Origin of the sequence: Magnetospirillum aberrantis SpK (assembly GCF_011022235.1) — a bacterium.
Classification (GTDB): domain Bacteria; phylum Pseudomonadota; class Alphaproteobacteria; order Rhodospirillales; family Magnetospirillaceae; genus Magnetospirillum; species Magnetospirillum aberrantis.
This window is the reverse complement of sequence record NZ_JAAIYP010000042.1, coordinates 195,854-210,935: the sequence shown is the minus strand read 5'-3', so window position 1 is coordinate 210,935 and position 15,082 is coordinate 195,854. Positions and strand designations below refer to the sequence as shown.

12 protein-coding genes are annotated in these 15,082 nt (G+C 66.3%); 6 read left to right on the top strand and 6 right to left on the bottom strand.

What is annotated here, in order from left to right; genetic code table 11:
- Window positions 1–103 precede the first annotated feature (103 nt).
- The 5 genes from G4223_RS16625 to G4223_RS16605 all read left to right on the top strand — a co-directional run bounded on the left by G4223_RS16625 (window position 104) and on the right by G4223_RS16605 (window position 4,581).
- A complete protein-coding gene (locus tag G4223_RS16625; RefSeq protein WP_338086905.1) occupies window positions 104–709 on the top strand; it encodes an SCO family protein in 606 nt (201 codons plus the stop codon).
- Window position 710: 1 nt separating this feature from the next.
- A complete protein-coding gene (locus G4223_RS16620) occupies window positions 711–2,030 on the top strand; it encodes a cobyrinic acid a,c-diamide synthase CobB (RefSeq protein ID WP_163682034.1) in 1,320 nt (439 codons plus the stop codon).
- Between the two features lie 196 nt (window positions 2,031–2,226).
- Window positions 2,227–3,510, top strand: coding sequence for a polyhydroxyalkanoate depolymerase (locus tag G4223_RS16615; protein WP_163682032.1), 1,284 nt, complete (start codon window positions 2,227–2,229; stop codon window positions 3,508–3,510).
- Window positions 3,479–3,874 (top strand): YcgN family cysteine cluster protein, encoded by a 396-nt coding sequence (locus tag G4223_RS16610; RefSeq protein WP_420844457.1) that lies wholly within the window; start codon window positions 3,479–3,481, stop codon window positions 3,872–3,874. The genes G4223_RS16615 and G4223_RS16610 overlap by 32 nt, the downstream gene beginning before the upstream one ends.
- A gap of 8 nt (window positions 3,875–3,882) precedes the next feature.
- Window positions 3,883–4,581: a YgjP-like metallopeptidase domain-containing protein gene (locus G4223_RS16605; RefSeq protein ID WP_163682028.1), complete on the top strand. Its 699-nt coding sequence runs from the start codon at window positions 3,883–3,885 to the stop codon at window positions 4,579–4,581.
- Between the two features lie 3 nt (window positions 4,582–4,584).
- On the opposite strand, the gene G4223_RS16600 is transcribed toward G4223_RS16605, so the two are convergent.
- Together G4223_RS16600 and G4223_RS16595 are read right to left on the bottom strand one after the other, a co-directional pair.
- Window positions 4,585–5,358 carry a DUF1275 family protein gene (locus G4223_RS16600; protein ID WP_163682027.1) on the bottom strand — a complete coding sequence of 258 codons (774 nt, stop codon included), beginning with the start codon at window positions 5,356–5,358 and terminating at the stop codon, window positions 4,585–4,587.
- 3 nt (window positions 5,359–5,361) lie between these two features.
- A complete protein-coding gene (locus G4223_RS16595) occupies window positions 5,362–7,545 on the bottom strand; it encodes a transglycosylase domain-containing protein (RefSeq protein WP_163682025.1) in 2,184 nt (727 codons plus the stop codon).
- A gap of 105 nt (window positions 7,546–7,650) precedes the next feature.
- On the opposite strand from G4223_RS16595, the gene G4223_RS16590 reads away from it, so the two are divergent.
- Window positions 7,651–7,851: a hypothetical protein gene (locus G4223_RS16590; RefSeq protein WP_163682023.1), complete on the top strand. Its 201-nt coding sequence runs from the start codon at window positions 7,651–7,653 to the stop codon at window positions 7,849–7,851.
- Between the two features lie 79 nt (window positions 7,852–7,930).
- Here G4223_RS16590 and G4223_RS16585 read toward each other — a convergent pair whose 3' ends face one another.
- The 4 genes from G4223_RS16585 to G4223_RS16570 all read right to left on the bottom strand — a co-directional run bounded on the left by G4223_RS16585 (window position 7,931) and on the right by G4223_RS16570 (window position 15,052).
- Window positions 7,931–9,484, bottom strand: a complete 1,554-nt coding sequence (locus tag G4223_RS16585; RefSeq protein ID WP_163682020.1) for a diguanylate cyclase — start codon at window positions 9,482–9,484, stop codon at window positions 7,931–7,933.
- Window positions 9,481–11,223, bottom strand: coding sequence for an ATP-binding protein (locus tag G4223_RS20300; RefSeq protein ID WP_163682018.1), 1,743 nt, complete (start codon window positions 11,221–11,223; stop codon window positions 9,481–9,483). Before G4223_RS20300 ends, G4223_RS16585 begins: the two co-directional genes overlap by 4 nt.
- Window positions 11,224–11,331: 108 nt before the next feature.
- Window positions 11,332–12,765 (bottom strand): ATP-binding protein, encoded by a 1,434-nt coding sequence (locus G4223_RS16575; protein ID WP_163682016.1) that lies wholly within the window; start codon window positions 12,763–12,765, stop codon window positions 11,332–11,334.
- Between the two features lie 4 nt (window positions 12,766–12,769).
- Window positions 12,770–15,052, bottom strand: a complete 2,283-nt coding sequence (locus G4223_RS16570) for an NADP-dependent malic enzyme (protein WP_163682014.1) — start codon at window positions 15,050–15,052, stop codon at window positions 12,770–12,772.
- Window positions 15,053–15,082 lie beyond the last annotated feature (30 nt).

Genomic DNA, 15,082 nt, shown 5'->3' with positions numbered 1-15,082 from the left:
GCCCCCATGCTGCGGTGGTCGCCGCTGCTGCTGGCGGTCAATGCCGGTGTGCTGGGCTTCATGGCCTGGCAACTGGCCGCCTGACCTGAAAGGAGGACTCGCCGTGAAGAAGAAGACCAACAACCGGGCGTCGCTGCTCGCCATCCTGGCGGTGGTGGCGGTGGTCGGTCTGGCCGTCGGTTCGCGCCTGATGGTGTGGAACGGGGGCGACCATGCCCAGCAAGCCGCCATCGGCGGCCCCTTCACCCTGGTGGGGGGCGACGGGAAGACCGTCACCGACCAGGATTTTCGCGGCAAGTGGATGCTGATCTATTTCGGCTACACCTTCTGTCCCGACGTGTGCCCGACCTCGCTGTCGGTGGTGGCCTCCGCCCTCGACAAGCTTGATCCGGCCCAGGCCGAGAAGGTGGTGCCGATCCTGATCAGCGTCGATCCGGCGCGCGACACCCCGGCGGTGGTCAAGGATTACGCCCACGCCTTTCATCCGCGCATGGTCGGCCTGACCGGCAGCCAGGAACAGGTGTCGGCGGTCATGAAGCTGTTCAAGGTCTATGCCGCCCGCGCCAAGGGCGGCGACGAGGAAACCTATACGGTGGACCATTCCTCGATCCTTTACCTGATGGGGCCCGACGGCAGTTTCGTCAGCCATTTCGCCCATGGCGTGACCGTCTCCGACCTGGCCGCCGCCTTGACCAAGACCGTACAGTGACATGGCCGCACCGGGACTGGTGATCGCCGCCCCGGCGTCGGGCAGCGGCAAGACGCTGCTGACGCTGGGATTGCTGGCCCATTTGAGCCAGCGTGGAATCCGGGTGGCGTCGGCCAAGGTCGGTCCCGACTATATCGATCCCGCCTTCCACGCCGCCGCCACCGGTGCGCCGTGCGTCAACCTCGATGCCTGGGGAATGCGGCCCGACAGCCTGGACGGGTTGGTCGGCCAAGTGTCGGACGGAGCCGATCTGGTGGTGTGCGAAGGGGTGATGGGACTGTTCGACGGTGCCGCCACCGCCGACGGCAGCACCACGGGGGCCACCGCCGATCTGGCGGCGCGCACCGGATGGCCGGTGGTCCTGGTGATCGACGCCCGCGGCATGGCCAGTTCGGCGGCGGCGGTGCTTCAGGGCTTCGCCCGTTTCCGCCCCGACGTGCGGGTGGCCGGGGTGGTGTTCAACCGGGTGGGCGGCGAGAAACATCGCCGGGTCATCGCCCAGGCCTGCGCCCGTGCCTGTCCCGAGGTCGAGGTGCTGGGCTTCCTGCCTCGGGTCGAGGCGCTGGTGGTGCCCAGCCGTCATCTTGGTCTGGTCCAGGCCTGCGAACATCCCGATCTGGGCGCCTTTTTCCACAAGGCGGCGGCGGCGGTGGGCGAGCATGTGGCGGTGGAGCGGCTGATGGCGCTGGCGCAGGTTTCGGCGCTGGGACAGGACAAGGCCGCGCCGGTGCTGTTGCCGCCCTTGGGCCAACGCATCGCGGTGGCCAGGGACGACGCCTTCGCCTTCGCCTATCCGGCAATCCTGGACGGTTGGCGCCGCGCCGGAGCCGAGATCACCTTGTTTTCGCCGCTGGCCGACCAGGCGCCGGATGGCGACGCCGTCTACCTGCCCGGCGGCTATCCCGAATTGCATGCCGGCCGGCTGGCCGCCAACGCCCGCTTCCTCGACGGCTTGCGCGGTTTGGCGGCGGCGGGGGCACCGGTGTTCGGCGAATGCGGCGGCTACATGAGCCTGGGGCGCACCCTGACCGATTCCGAAGGGGTAAGCCACGCCTTGGCCGGGTTGTTGCCGCTGGACACCAGCTTCGCCCAACGCCGGCTGCATCTGGGATACCGTCAGGCGCGGTTGCTGGCCGACACGCCGTTGGGACCGGCCGGCACCCTTCTGCGCGGCCACGAATTTCATTATGCTACCGTAGCGTCAGAGGCCGGCGCGCCCTTGCTGGCGGTGACGGACGCCGCCGGGGCCGATCTTGGTCAATGCGGGTTGTCTTGCGGGTCTGTTTTCGCCTCTTTCGTGCATCTGATCGACCGCGTCTGACATTGCTGCGCCGCAGCAACGCTTGAAACCGCAAAAATCCTTGCCATCTCTCATGTCGTACTGCACCGCAACAAACGGTGCGGCGCAAAATGTGCCTTGACCATGTTCCTTAAAATGATAATTTTATTGCCAACGTGGTGCCATTTTGGGTAACAAAACTATCCGTGGCGACCTCATGGGAAGGGAAACTGGTTCGATGCTCTATCACCTGCATGAGTTTCAGCACGCCGTTCTTGGTCCCACCCGCATGTGGGCCGAGGCGCTTCGCACCACCTTCAGCAATCCGTGGATGCCGGTGTCCCATACCACCCTGGGCCGAGCGGTCGCCGCCGGGGCCGAGCTTCTGGAGCGCACCACCCGGCGTTACGCCAAGCCGCAATTCAACCTGTTCAGCACCACCATTGACGGCGCCGAGGTTCCGGTGCGCGAGATGGTGGTCTATCAGAAGCCGTTCTGCGACCTCCTGCACTTCCAGCGTCAGACCGATCGCCGCGATCCCCGCGTGCTGGTGGTGGCGCCCATGTCGGGGCATTACGCCACGCTGTTGCGCGGTACGGTCGAGACCATGCTGCCCGACCACGACGTCTACATCACCGACTGGATCGACGCCCGTGACGTGCCCATGTCGGAAGGCCCCTTCACGCTCGACGACTACATCGAGTACGTGATCGAGCTGTTGCATTTCCTGGGCGCCGATACCCATGTCCTGGCGGTGTGCCAGCCCTCGATCCCGGTGATGGCGGCGGTGTCGCTGATGGCCGCCAACCACGACCCGCGCCAACCCAGCTCGATGACCCTGATGGGCGGGCCGATGGACACCCGCATCAACCCCACCAAGGTCAACCAGGTGGCGACCGAACGGCCGCTGTCGTGGTTCGAGACCCATGTCATCAACACCGTTCCCTTCGTCCACGAAGGGCGCGGCCGTCGCGTCTATCCCGGCTTTCTTCAGCTTCAGGGCTTCATGAGCCTCAATCCCGAACGCCACGTGGGCGAACACCTGAAGCTTTTCGAGAACATGGTGCGCGGCGACGGCGATTCGGCGGAAAAGCACCGCGATTTCTATGACGAGTATCTGGCGGTGATGGATCTGCCGGCCGATTACTATCTCCAGACGCTGAAGACCGTGTTCATCGAGCATCACCTGCCCGAGGGGCGGATGAAAAGCCGCGGCCGGGCCGTCGATCCCTCTTTGATCCGTCACACCGCTTTGATGACCATCGAAGGCGAAAAGGATGATATTACCGGCGTCGGCCAGACCGAGGCCGCGCACAAGATGTGTTCCAACCTGCCCGAGACCATGCGCAGGCACCTTCTGGCGCCCAAGGTCGGCCATTACGGCGTTTTCAACGGCCGCCGCTGGCGCGAGGAAATCTATCCCCATGTCCGAGAGTTCATCCGCACCCACGACAAGCTCACCGTTCTGGCGGACGAAGCCCATGAACTGCATGAGCGCCACGGAATGGGAAAGCCTGTGTGACGGCTGCGGCAAGTGCTGCCTGCATAAGCTCGAGGACGAGGACACGGGCGAGATCGCCTATACCAACGTGGCGTGCCGGTTGCTGAACCTGCACACCTGCCAGTGCAAGAACTACGACACCCGCCGCGCCTTCGTGCCCGATTGCGTGCAGTTGACGCCCGAGGCGGCGGGTGGCCTGCGCTGGCTGCCCTCGACCTGCGCCTATCGCCTGTTGGCCGAGGGCAAGGAGCTGGAATGGTGGCATCCCCTGGTGTCGGGTGACCCCGACACCGTGCACCAGGCCGGGGTCTCGGTGCGCGGCCGGGCGATCACCGAGAACCGGGCCGGTCCGTTGGACCACCACATCGTCGACTGGCCGGCCTGAGGGGTCCGGTGGCCGACACCCTTTCCCTGGATCTCGGCGGCCGTGTGGTCACGGTGGCCGTCAAGCGCTCGGCCCTGGCCCGCCGTCTGTCCCTGCGGGTGGACCCGGTACGCGGGGCGGTGCTGATGCTGCCGGCCAAGGCCCGGCTGGCCGAGGCAGAACGCTTCCTGGCGGCACATCGGGTGTGGCTGGCGGAACGGCTGGCACGGTTGCCGCAAACCGTCGCCTTGACCGACGGCGCCGCCGTGCCGCTTTTGGGGGTGCCGCATGCGGTGCGCCATGTGCCCGGCGCCCGGCGCGGCGTATGGGTGGAAGGCGGCGAGATCCTGGTTTCCGGCCTGCCCGAGCATGTGGGCCGCCGGGTGGCCGACTTCCTGAAGGCCGAGGCGCGGCGGCTGATCGTGCCGCGTGCCCACGCCATGGCCGGACAATTGGGCCGCAAGCCGGGCCGCGTCAGCCTCAAGGACACCCGTTCCCGTTGGGGATCGTGTTCGTCCACCGGCGATCTGGCGTTTTCCTGGCGGCTTGTCTTGGCCCCGGAACAGGTTCTCGATTATGTGGTGGCGCACGAGGTGGCGCATCTGGAACAGATGAACCATTCCCCGGCGTTCTGGGCGGTGGTGGAAAGCCTGGTGGGCGACCCGCGCGGCCCGCGCCGCTGGCTCAAGGGCAACGGCGCCGGCCTGCACCGCTTTCAAGTGCCGTGAAGGTCAATGGCGGCGGCGGTCGCGCAGCAACAGGCGGGTCCGGGTCCGCACGTCGTCCACCACGGGCACGATGGCCAGCACGATCAGCAACACCGCCAACGGCACCGTCGAGACATAACCCAGGTACTTGAAGCCCAGCGCCCCGGCCAGCCCGCCGGCGGAAAACGCCGCCAACAGCGACACCAGCAGGCCCAGACGCCGCCAGTTGGCATGCACCGGCTGGTAACGCAGCGACTCCTTTTGCGAATTCAGATAGACCATCTTGCCCAGCTCGATGCCGATGTCGGTGACGATGCCGGTCATGTGGGTGGTGCGGATCTCGGCGTTGGAAATCTTCGAGATGATGGCGTTCTGGAGCCCCATCAGAAAGCACAACAGCATGACGGTGATGGAGATGAAACCGCTTTTCAGTTCCAGCGTGCCGCCCATCAGGCCGAACACCAGCAACAACCCGGCTTCCCACAACAGCGGATAGGCATAGCGTGAATGGGTGCGGTGATGGCGCCCCCAATTGATCAGAATGGCGGAATAGGCGGCGCCGGCCACGAACGCCACCACCGATCCCAGGCCCACCAGCACCAGCCGCAGGTTGTTTACCGCCAGATTGTCGGCGATGGACGACACGATTCCGGTCATGTGCGAGGTGTATTGCGCCACCGCCAGAAAGCCGCCGGCGTTCATGGCTCCGGCGACGAAGGCCAGCGACAGGCCAAGATGACGGTTGGCGGCGGTGCTGCGGCGGTCTCCGCTCAGGCGACGCAGAAAGCCGAGCGGCACGGCCTAGCGTCCGAACAGCGAGTTGAACAAACCGTCCAGCGCCCGGCCGGCGTCGTGGATGACGTCGTCGCCTTCGCCCTCGCCGCCATCGAAGGCACCGCGTTCGGCGGCGATCGAGCCAGGTCCTTCCAGCACCACCGGGGCGTTGCCGGCCGGGGCCGGCGCCTCCAGTTCCGGGGTGGGCAGACGGCGCGCCGGCAAGCCCTTGTGGGCGGCGACCATCACCGTCTTCCACAATTGCGCCGGCAGACCGCCGCCGGTCACCTTCTTCATCTCGTTGCGCTGGTCGTCGTTGCCCAGCCACACGCCGGTGACGTAATCGGCGGTGTAACCCAGGAACCAGGCGTCCCGATAATCCTGGGTGGTGCCGGTCTTGGCGCCGGCCGGGCGGTCAAGACGCGCCGCCTTGCCGGTGCCCTCGCTCAGCACCGCCTGCATCATGTCGTGCATGTAGGCCAGCGCGGTGGGCGACATGATCGGCCCGAAACCGCCACCCTGGCGCCGCCACAGCATCTTGCCCTGGGGGTCGGTCACCATGTCGACACCATAGGCGGTCACCCCCTCGCCACCATTGGCGAACGGCGCGTAGGCGGTGGTCAGGTCCAACAGGCTGGTTTCCGAGGTGCCGAGCGCCAGCGAGGCGTCGCTGCGAAGTTCCGAGGTGATCCCCATCTTGTGGGCCTGGGAAATGACGCGGGCCGGCCCCACTTCCTCGATCAGCCGCACGGCGACGGTGTTGGTGGAATGGGCGAAGGCGTGACGCAGCGACACCGGGCCTTCGTACTTGCCGTTGTAATTGCCGGGTTTCCAGTTGCCCAACTTGATGGGGGCGTCGTCGAACACGTCCCACGGCGTCAGCCCGCGTTCCATGGCCGCCAGATAGACGAACGGCTTGAACGCCGAGCCGGGCTGGCGCAGGCCCTGCGTCGCCCGATTGAATTGGCTGTCGTCGTAATCGCGCCCGCCGGCCATGGCCCGCACCGCGCCGTCCGGGCTCAGCACCACCACCGCGCCCTGGCTGACCTTGGCCTTGGCGCCCTTGTCGGCCAGCAACGCCTTCAGTTCCGCCTCGACCTTGCGTTGCAGGCCCAGATCCAAGGTGGTGCGGACCACCACGTCCTTGCCCTGCACTTCGGACATCTCGTCCATGTGGGCCATCAGCCAGTCGGCGAAGTAACGCCCGGCGGGCGGCGGGCGGCGGATCTGCGCCGCGCCGTTCAACGCCGCCAGATCGGCGGTGCGCTGATCGACATAGCCGGCCTCGACCATGTTTTGCAGCACGTCGACGGTGCGCTTGTGGCTGGCGTCGGGATCGTTGAGCGGCGAATAGCGGCTGGGCGCCTTCAACAATCCGGCGATGACGGCGGCCTGATACAGGCTGACATTGCGGGCGGAAACATCGAAATAACGCTTGGCCGCCGCGTCCACGCCGAACGTACCGGAACCGAGATAAACCCGGTTGAGATAGAGCGTCAGCAATTGTTCCTTGCTGAAACGCTGTTCCAGCCACAGCGCCATCAACAATTCCTGAACCTTGCGCTTCAGCGTGCGGTCAGGCTTGAGGAACAGGTTCTTGGCCAATTGCTGGGTGATGGTGGAACCGCCCTGGACCACATGGCCGGCCCGCAGATTGGCGACCATGGCCCGGCCCAGGCCCCACAGGTCGATGCCGAAATGACTGAAGAAGCGGCGATCCTCGGTGGCCATCACCGCCTGGGGAATGGCCGGGGCCATTTCCTTGAGGTCGAGGGGCTGGCCGTAGATGTCGCCATAGGCCGCGAAGGTTTCCCCCTCGGCCGAAAGGAAGACCACGCTGGGCCGTCTGGTGGTGGCGGTCATCTTGTCGATGTCGGGCAGATCGACGGCGTAATAGGCCACCAAAGCGGCCAGACCGATGCCGACCCAGATGACCAGGGTCAGGCCGATCAGAAGCAACCGTTTCAACCACTTGCGGTCGGTTCCGGTCTTCTTGCCGCCGCCACCGCCGCCTTTGTTGCGCGGGGTCCGGCGCGGCTTGCGCACACGCGGCGGCGCCGGCCGGTCGTCGTTGTCGCGGGCATCGGCTGTCAGCCGGTCGTCGTCACGGGCGGCACGGAACGGGCGATCACCGCTGGACAACAGACGGTCGGCGGGATCGATCTCAAGCGATAGCGTCGGGCGGCGCGGTGGGGGGCTGCGGTCGGGCATGGAGGTTTCTAGCATGACGACCGGGTCTGTCGGAACTGGCAAGGACGGGTCAATGGATGTAGACTGTTGCCCTTCCGCCCATTGGGCAGACACAAGGACGCATCCATGGAAACCCTGTCCGTCACCATTTCCACCGAGCTCAAGGCCCGGCTCGAGGCGCTGGCCGTCGAAACCGGCCGTCCGCTTGCGGAATGCCTGACGCTGGCGGTCCAGGAATTCGTGGAGAACTGGGAAATTCATCTCGGCGACTTGCATCAGATCGACGAGCACGAGGCGCGTGCCGTACTCAAGGCGGCCAACGAATAGGCCGCCTCGGGCTTCGGTTCTCGCAAGGAATTACGGCAAAAAACGGGCTCTTCCCCGGTTCATGCCGCAATCGTGACGCTCACACCCCGTCCGTTACCAGGGCGCTGTCGACCATGACGCGGTTGCGGCCTTGCCGCTTGGCCTCGTAAAGGGCGTGGTCGGCACGGCTCAGCGCCGGTTCGATGTTGTTTTCCTCGTCGGCCCATGTGGCCACACCGATGCTGGCGGTGACCGTGAACGGTCCCTCGGGCCCTTCGACCCGCAGAGCCTGGACCGCGTGGCGCAACCGCTCGGCCACTTGGACGGCGGTGGCGGTGGCGGTTTCTGGTAACAGCACGCAGAATTCCTCGCCGCCATAGCGGGCCAGGATATCGCCTTGCCGCAAGGTGTGGCCGCAGGCCGCCACCAGGGCGCGCAAGGCGTCGTCGCCGGCGGCGTGGCCGTAGGTGTCGTTGACCGCCTTGAAATGGTCGAGATCGATCATCAGCACCGACAACGGCCGCTGCTGCCGCTTGGCGATCGAAACCGCGCGGCTGGCGAGGTCGCGGAAATGCCGGCGGTTATAGGCCCCGGTCAGGGGGTCCTGGGCGGCAAGGCGTTCAAGCTGGTCGTTGGCTTCAGCCAATTCGTGGGTCCGTTCCGCGACACGGGCTTCCAAGCTGGCGTTGGCGTCGCGCAGGCGTTCGACCAGATCGACGTTGGCGAAACCCACCGACAATTTCGAGGCGAACACCTCGAGCAAGGCCCGGTTCATGTCGTCCAGCGGGTGTTCGGTCTCGACACAGGCGACCACGTCGCGGCTCATGTCGCTGACCGCCGGAATGAACAGCGCCGACAGATGCGGCTCGTGCAGGCTGCTCCGTTCGGCATGACTGCGCGCCACCAGATCATAAAGACGGGCGTCGTGCACCGCCTCGACCAACGGATGGTTGATCACGCCCTCGAAGGCGCCGGCGGCGGCCAGCACGTACAGGCGCTCGGTGTCGCCACCGCCCAGGTCGCCGCGCTGGGCACACAGGATGCCCGAGGGCTCGACGCCGATGAAGGTGGCGATCTGGGTCAGCACCCCGGCGGCGAAATGCGCCATGCTTTGCAGACGGAACAGCGAATCCGAGGTCTCGATGATCTGTTGCAGGCCACGGCGGTTGGTTTCCAGCGCGGTGATGTCCTCGAAGGCGCGCAAGCTGGCGATGACGGTGGTGAACAGCTTGGTGGCCGTCAGTTCGGTCTTGGCCTTGTAGTCGTTGATGTCGTAATCGACGATCACCCGCTCTTCCGGCGCCTGACCCGGCTGGCCGGTGCGCAGGATGATACGGACCGCCCGGTTTTCCAGGGCATCGCGGATTCGCCGCACCAGCCGCAAGCCCGCATCCTCGCTTTCCATCACCACGTCGAGCAACACCACGGCGACGTCATGCCGGGTGCGCAGCACCTCTTCGGCCTCGGCCGCCGAGAAAGCCGACAGGAACTCGATGGAACGGCCCTTGTAGCGCATTTTGGACAGGGCCAGCCGGGTCACCGAATGGACCTCCGGGTCGTCATCGACGATCAAGAGCGGCCAACGCCGTTCCGGCACCGCGGCGGCCGCCACCGGTGCGGCAAGTTCATTGGCGAAAAGAAACGTTTCCGTCATGGGGCGTGGTCCTCGGCTCCCTTGGCGGCGGGCGCGTGTAAGGGAAAGCGGAAAGTGAAGTGCACGCCGCGGCCTTGCTGGCTGTCGAGGGTCAGGCTGCCGCCCAGCGTGCGGTGAACGATGTTGTGGATGATGTTGAGGCCAAGCCCGCTGCCGCCCGATCCCCGCCGGGTGGTGAAGAAGGGCTCGAACACCTGCGACTGCAACTCGACCGGAATGCCCTTGCCGTTGTCGGAATAGATCATTTCCAGCATGTCGCCCTCGACCCGCGCCGCCAGGTCGATGACCCCGGAACGGCCGTCGTCGAAGCCATGCATCAGCGAGTTGGTCATCAGGTTGGTCAGCACCTGACTGAAAGCGCCGGGATAGGAATTCAGCTCGATGTCGTCGGGAATGTAGGTGTCAACCCGATGCGGCGTGCGTTTGAACTGGGGTTTCAGCGACAACAGCACCTCGGCCACGTATTCCGCCAGGTTGAACCGCCGCCGCTCGCCCGAGGTCTGGTCCACCGCAACCTGCTTGAAGCCATGGATCAATTCGGCCGCACGCTCGCAATTGGACAGCGTCAGCCGCACCGATTCCCCAGCGCTTTCCAGGAACGACCTCATGCCCGACGCGGTCAACGTCTGGCCGTCGAAGGCTTCGGCCAGCCCGTCCACTTCCTTGGCCAGGAAAGAGGCGGCGGTGACCGCGTTGCCGACGGGGGTGTTGATTTCGTGGGCGATGCCGGCCACCAGCCCGCCCAACGCCGCCAGCTTCTCGGTGCGCACGATGGCGTCCTGGGCCTGTCCCAGGTCGGCCAGGGCCTTTTCCGCCTGATCCTTGGCGGCCTGGACGTCGGCCATCAGGCGTTCGCGCGCCCGCACCTGCCGCAACAGATGCAACGTCAGCCACAACAGGGCTCCGGTCAACGCCAGCGCGGCCGCGACCACCGGCACCGCCGTCCGCATCCATTCCTCAAGCACCAGAGCCGAGGGCACGCTGGCCAGCACCACCAACGGATAATGGGGCACCTGGCGCACGGTTATGACCCGCTTGCGGCCATCGAACGGCGACACCGCCTCGACGGTGCGGGCACGTTCACCGCCCAGGGCAAGGATGGGAACGGAACGCCCGATCACATCGTCCACCGCCGGAGAGCGCACGATCAGCGTACCGTCATGATGGGCCAGCAGCATGGCGATGTCCTGGCCTTCGGCGCTTTCCCGCAAGGTGTCGAAGGCCCCGCTCAGATCCTTGAGATCGACGGTGGCGGCCAGCACGCCGGCGAAGGTGCCGTCGGCGGCATTCAACCGCCGCGACACCGCGAAGAACCGCCGCCCCGGCACGATGCGCGACACCGCCGGACGGCCGACGTAACGGCCGACATCCGGGTCGTCACGGTGCACGGTGACGTAGTCGCGGTCGGAAAGGTCGGCCGGTCGGTCCTGGGTGCCGACACGAATGGCGCCATCGGCGTCGAACACGAACAGGTTGAGCAGATGCGGGTGATAGGCCTTCTTGCGGCTCATGAAGCCATGCATCAGCGGCTTGGCCATGCCGGCATCGACGAAACCGCCAAGGTCAAGCAGGATCTGGTCGTAGGCGTCGAGCGCACGGTAGGTGAAATCGGCGTAGACCTGGGCCAACGCCTGGGTTTTCTGTTCGGCACGGTCAACCGCGCCGGCATAGGACTGCCACAGGGCCAATCCGGCGAAGACATAGACCACCAACGCGGCGGCAGCCCCCAGGCTGCGCACGCTGGCTCGCGTCCCTTTCCCCCATTCCGCCATGCCCACCCCTGGGTCTTCCGGGTTTTACCCGAGAAACTTACGGTTTAACAGGCCCGGTTGCGAACGAGAAGCGCTTTATGGGGATGGGCGAAGCACGGCTTTATCATCGATTTCGGGACGCGGCAGATAGACGGCGAAGGTCGATCCCTGACCCACCACCGATTCCACCACCAAGGCGCCGCGATGACGGTTGACGATGTGCTTGACGATGGCCAGCCCCAATCCGGTGCCCCCCATCTTGCGCGACCGCGCGGTATCGACCCGGTAGAAACGCTCGGTCAGACGCGGCAGGTGTTCCTTGCCGATGCCGTCGCCATGGTCCTTGACCGCCAGCACCACCGCCGTATCCGGCGTCAGGTCGTTGCCGACGGTGGGGGGCAGGGGGCCGGCCGCCCCCCCCAGCGACACTTCGACCGGCGTGCCGTCCCGGCCGTATTTGACCGCGTTGTCCAACAGGTTCTGCACCAATTGCGCCAACTCGTCGGCTTCGCCCACCACGATCCGCGCTTCGGAAGCGACGGTGGCGACGATGGTCATGCCGCGTGCCCGGGCCAGGGGCTGCAACGCCTCGGTCGCGGTTTCGACGATACGGCCGAGATCGGTGGCGGTGCGCGGCTTGGAATGTTCGTTGAGCTCGATGCGCGACAGCGACAACAAATCGTTGATCAGCCGCGCCATGCGCGACGCCTGTTCCTGCATGATCAGCAAGAAACGCTCGCGCGCGTCCGCGTCGTCGCGGGCCGGGCCGCGCAAGGTCTCGATGAACCCCAAAAGCGTCGCCAGCGGCGTCCGCAATTCGTGACTGGCATTGGCGACGAAATCGGCGCGCATCTGTTCCATGCGCTTGATGGCGGTCAGATCGTGCAATGCCAGGACCGCCACCGTGTCGTCCATGGCGCGCGAGCCCAGGCGTTCGACCCGGACCAGGAACGAGCGTTCCACCGGCACCGGCAGGGTGAATTCCCCCTCGCGGCCGCTCGCCCCGGCCAGCACCTCGTCGGTGGCCTCCAAGACCGAGGGGTCGCGCAGCACGGCGGCCAGGTCACGGCCGATGCTGGCGGTGCCGAACACCCCCAGCCCCGCCTGATTGAGCCGCACGATGCGCCGGTCCTCAGACAACAGGATCAACGGATCGGGCAGGTTGTCGAACAGCGTCTCGTTCCACCGCGCCGATTCAGCCAGTTCGCGCTGGCGGGCCTGCCAGGCGCGGCGCAATTGGGCGATGGCGCCGACGATTTCCGCCACCGGCCGTTCCCGTTCGATGGCCGGCGGCGTGGTGTCGTAGCCGGCGGCCAGGGCACGGGCCCACGACGTCACCGCCGACAACGACGCCAGATAGGGCCGCACCAGCAGCCCGATCAGGAAGACCACCACCACCCAGCCGATGATGGCCGCCATCATGTTGAGCTTGAGCGCCGCGACCAGGACCACCAGCAAGGCGGCGGTGGGAACCGACAGCAGCAAGGCCGCGCCGACCACCCGCCCCATGGTGAGACCGTGACGCTCCATGGTCTCAGGACTCGATGGAATCATAGGCGGCCAGGACCGCCATGTTGACCATGTCGTTGACCGTGGCGTCCATGGCGGTGATCTGGATCGGCTTGTCCAGACCGACCAGGATCGGCCCGATCACCGTGCCGCCGCCCAGTTTCTGCATCAGCTTCCAGGCGATGTTGGCCGAATGCAGGCTGGGCATCACCAAGACGTTGGCCGGCCCCGACAGGCGGCAGAACGGATAATGCCTGAGCAGGTCGGGATCGAGCGCCACGTCGGCCGCCATCTCGCCGTCCACCTCGAAATCGACGCCGCGCGCCTCCAGGATCCGCACCGCCTGACGCACCCGGCCGGTGGGGTGGCTGTCGGGATTGCCGAAGGTGGAGAACGACAGCATGGCGACGCGCGGCTCGTATCCCAATTGCCGCACCTTGGCCGCCGATTGCTGGGCGATGTCGGCCAGATCCTCGGCGGTCGGGGCCTCGTGTACGGTGGTGTCGGCCATGAACACGGTACGGCCGCGCGCCACCAGCATGTTGAGGCCGAACAGAACCTGTCCGGCCGCCGGATCGATCACCCGCTTCACCTCGTCGAAGGCTTGCCAATAGGCGCGGGTCAGGCCGGTGACCATGGCGTCGGCGTCGCCTTGCTCCACCATCAGCGCGCCCCAGACGTTGCGTTCCTGGTTGACCAGACGGGCGGCGTCGCGGTGCAGCGCGCCCTTGCGCTGAAGCCGCTTGTACAGCACCTCGGTATAATGCTCGCGGCGGTCGGACACGCGGGCGTTGACGATCTCCAGACCTTCGGCGCCGGGCAACCCTTGGGCGGCCATGGTTTCCTTGATCTGTTCCTCGCGGCCGATCAGGATCGGCGTGCCGTAGCCCGCCGCCTTGAAGGCCAGGGCGGCACGGATCGACTTTTCCTCTTCACCCTCGGCGAACACCACCCGGCGGGGATGGGCCTTGACCTTGTCGCCGATGGCCTGAAGGCTGGCCGCCGTCGGATCAAGACGCGCCGCCAGCTCGGCCTTGTAGGCGGCCAGATCGACGATCGGCTTGCGCGCCACCCCCGAATCCATGGCCGCCTGGGCCACCGCCGGCGGGATGGCGGCGATCAGGCGCGGGTCGAACGGCACCGGGATGATATATTCGGATCCGTAACGAAGTCGGCGGCCCTGATAGGCGCGGTCCACCTCGTCGGGCACGTCCTCGCGCGCCAATTGCGCGATGGCCTTGGCGGCGGCCACCTTCATCTGGTCGTTGATGGTGCTGGCGCGCACGTCGAGCGCGCCGCGGAAGATATAGGGAAAGCCCAACACGTTGTTGATCTGGTTGGGGTAATCCGAACGCCCGGTGGCGACGATGGCGTCGGAACGCACCGCGTGCACCTCTTCCGGGGTGATTTCCGGGTCGGGATTGGCCATGGCGAAGATGATCGGCCGTTCCGCCATGGTGGCGACCATGGCCTGGGTCACCGCGCCCTTGACCGAAAGCCCCATGAACACGTCGGCCCCTTCCAGCGCCTCGGCCAGGGTGCGGGCCTTGGTGGGAACGGCGTGGGCCGACTTCCACTGGTTCATGCCGTTCTCGCGGCCCTGGTAGATCACGCCCTTGGTGTCGCACAAGGTGACGTGTTCGTGGCGGATGCCCGAGGCCTTGATCAGTTCCACGCAGGCGATGGCCGCCGCGCCGGCGCCGTTGACCACCACCTTGGTGTCCTCGATACGCCGCCCGGTCAGCTCCAGCGCGTTCAAAAGACCGGCGGTGGCGATGATCGCCGTGCCGTGCTGGTCGTCGTGGAACACCGGAATGTCCATGAGCTCGCGCAGCCGGCTTTCGATGACGAAACACTCGGGCGCCTTGATGTCTTCCAGGTTGATGCCGCCGAAGCTGGGCCCCAGGAAACGCACGCTGTTGACGAATTCGTCGATGTCGCGGGTATCGACCTCAAGGTCGATGGCGTCGATGTCGGCGAAGCGCTTGAACAGCACCGCCTTGCCTTCCATCACCGGCTTGCCGGCCAGCGCGCCCAGGTCGCCCAGGCCAAGAACGGCGGTGCCGTTCGAGATCACCGCCACCAGATTGCCCTTGGCCGTATAGTCGTAGGCCAAGGACGGATCGCGCGCGATGTGCAGACAGGGAAAGGCGACGCCGGGGGAATAGGCCAGCGACAGGTCGCGCTGGGTGGTCAGCGGCTTGGTCGGCACCACCTCGATCTTGCCGGGGCGGCCCGAGGCGTGCATCAGCAGGGTTTCGCGCTCAAGGTCGGCCGAAGCACGGTTGAGCGGGGTCTTGTCGGTCATGGAAGAAACGTCCTGGAGGTCGTCGGAACA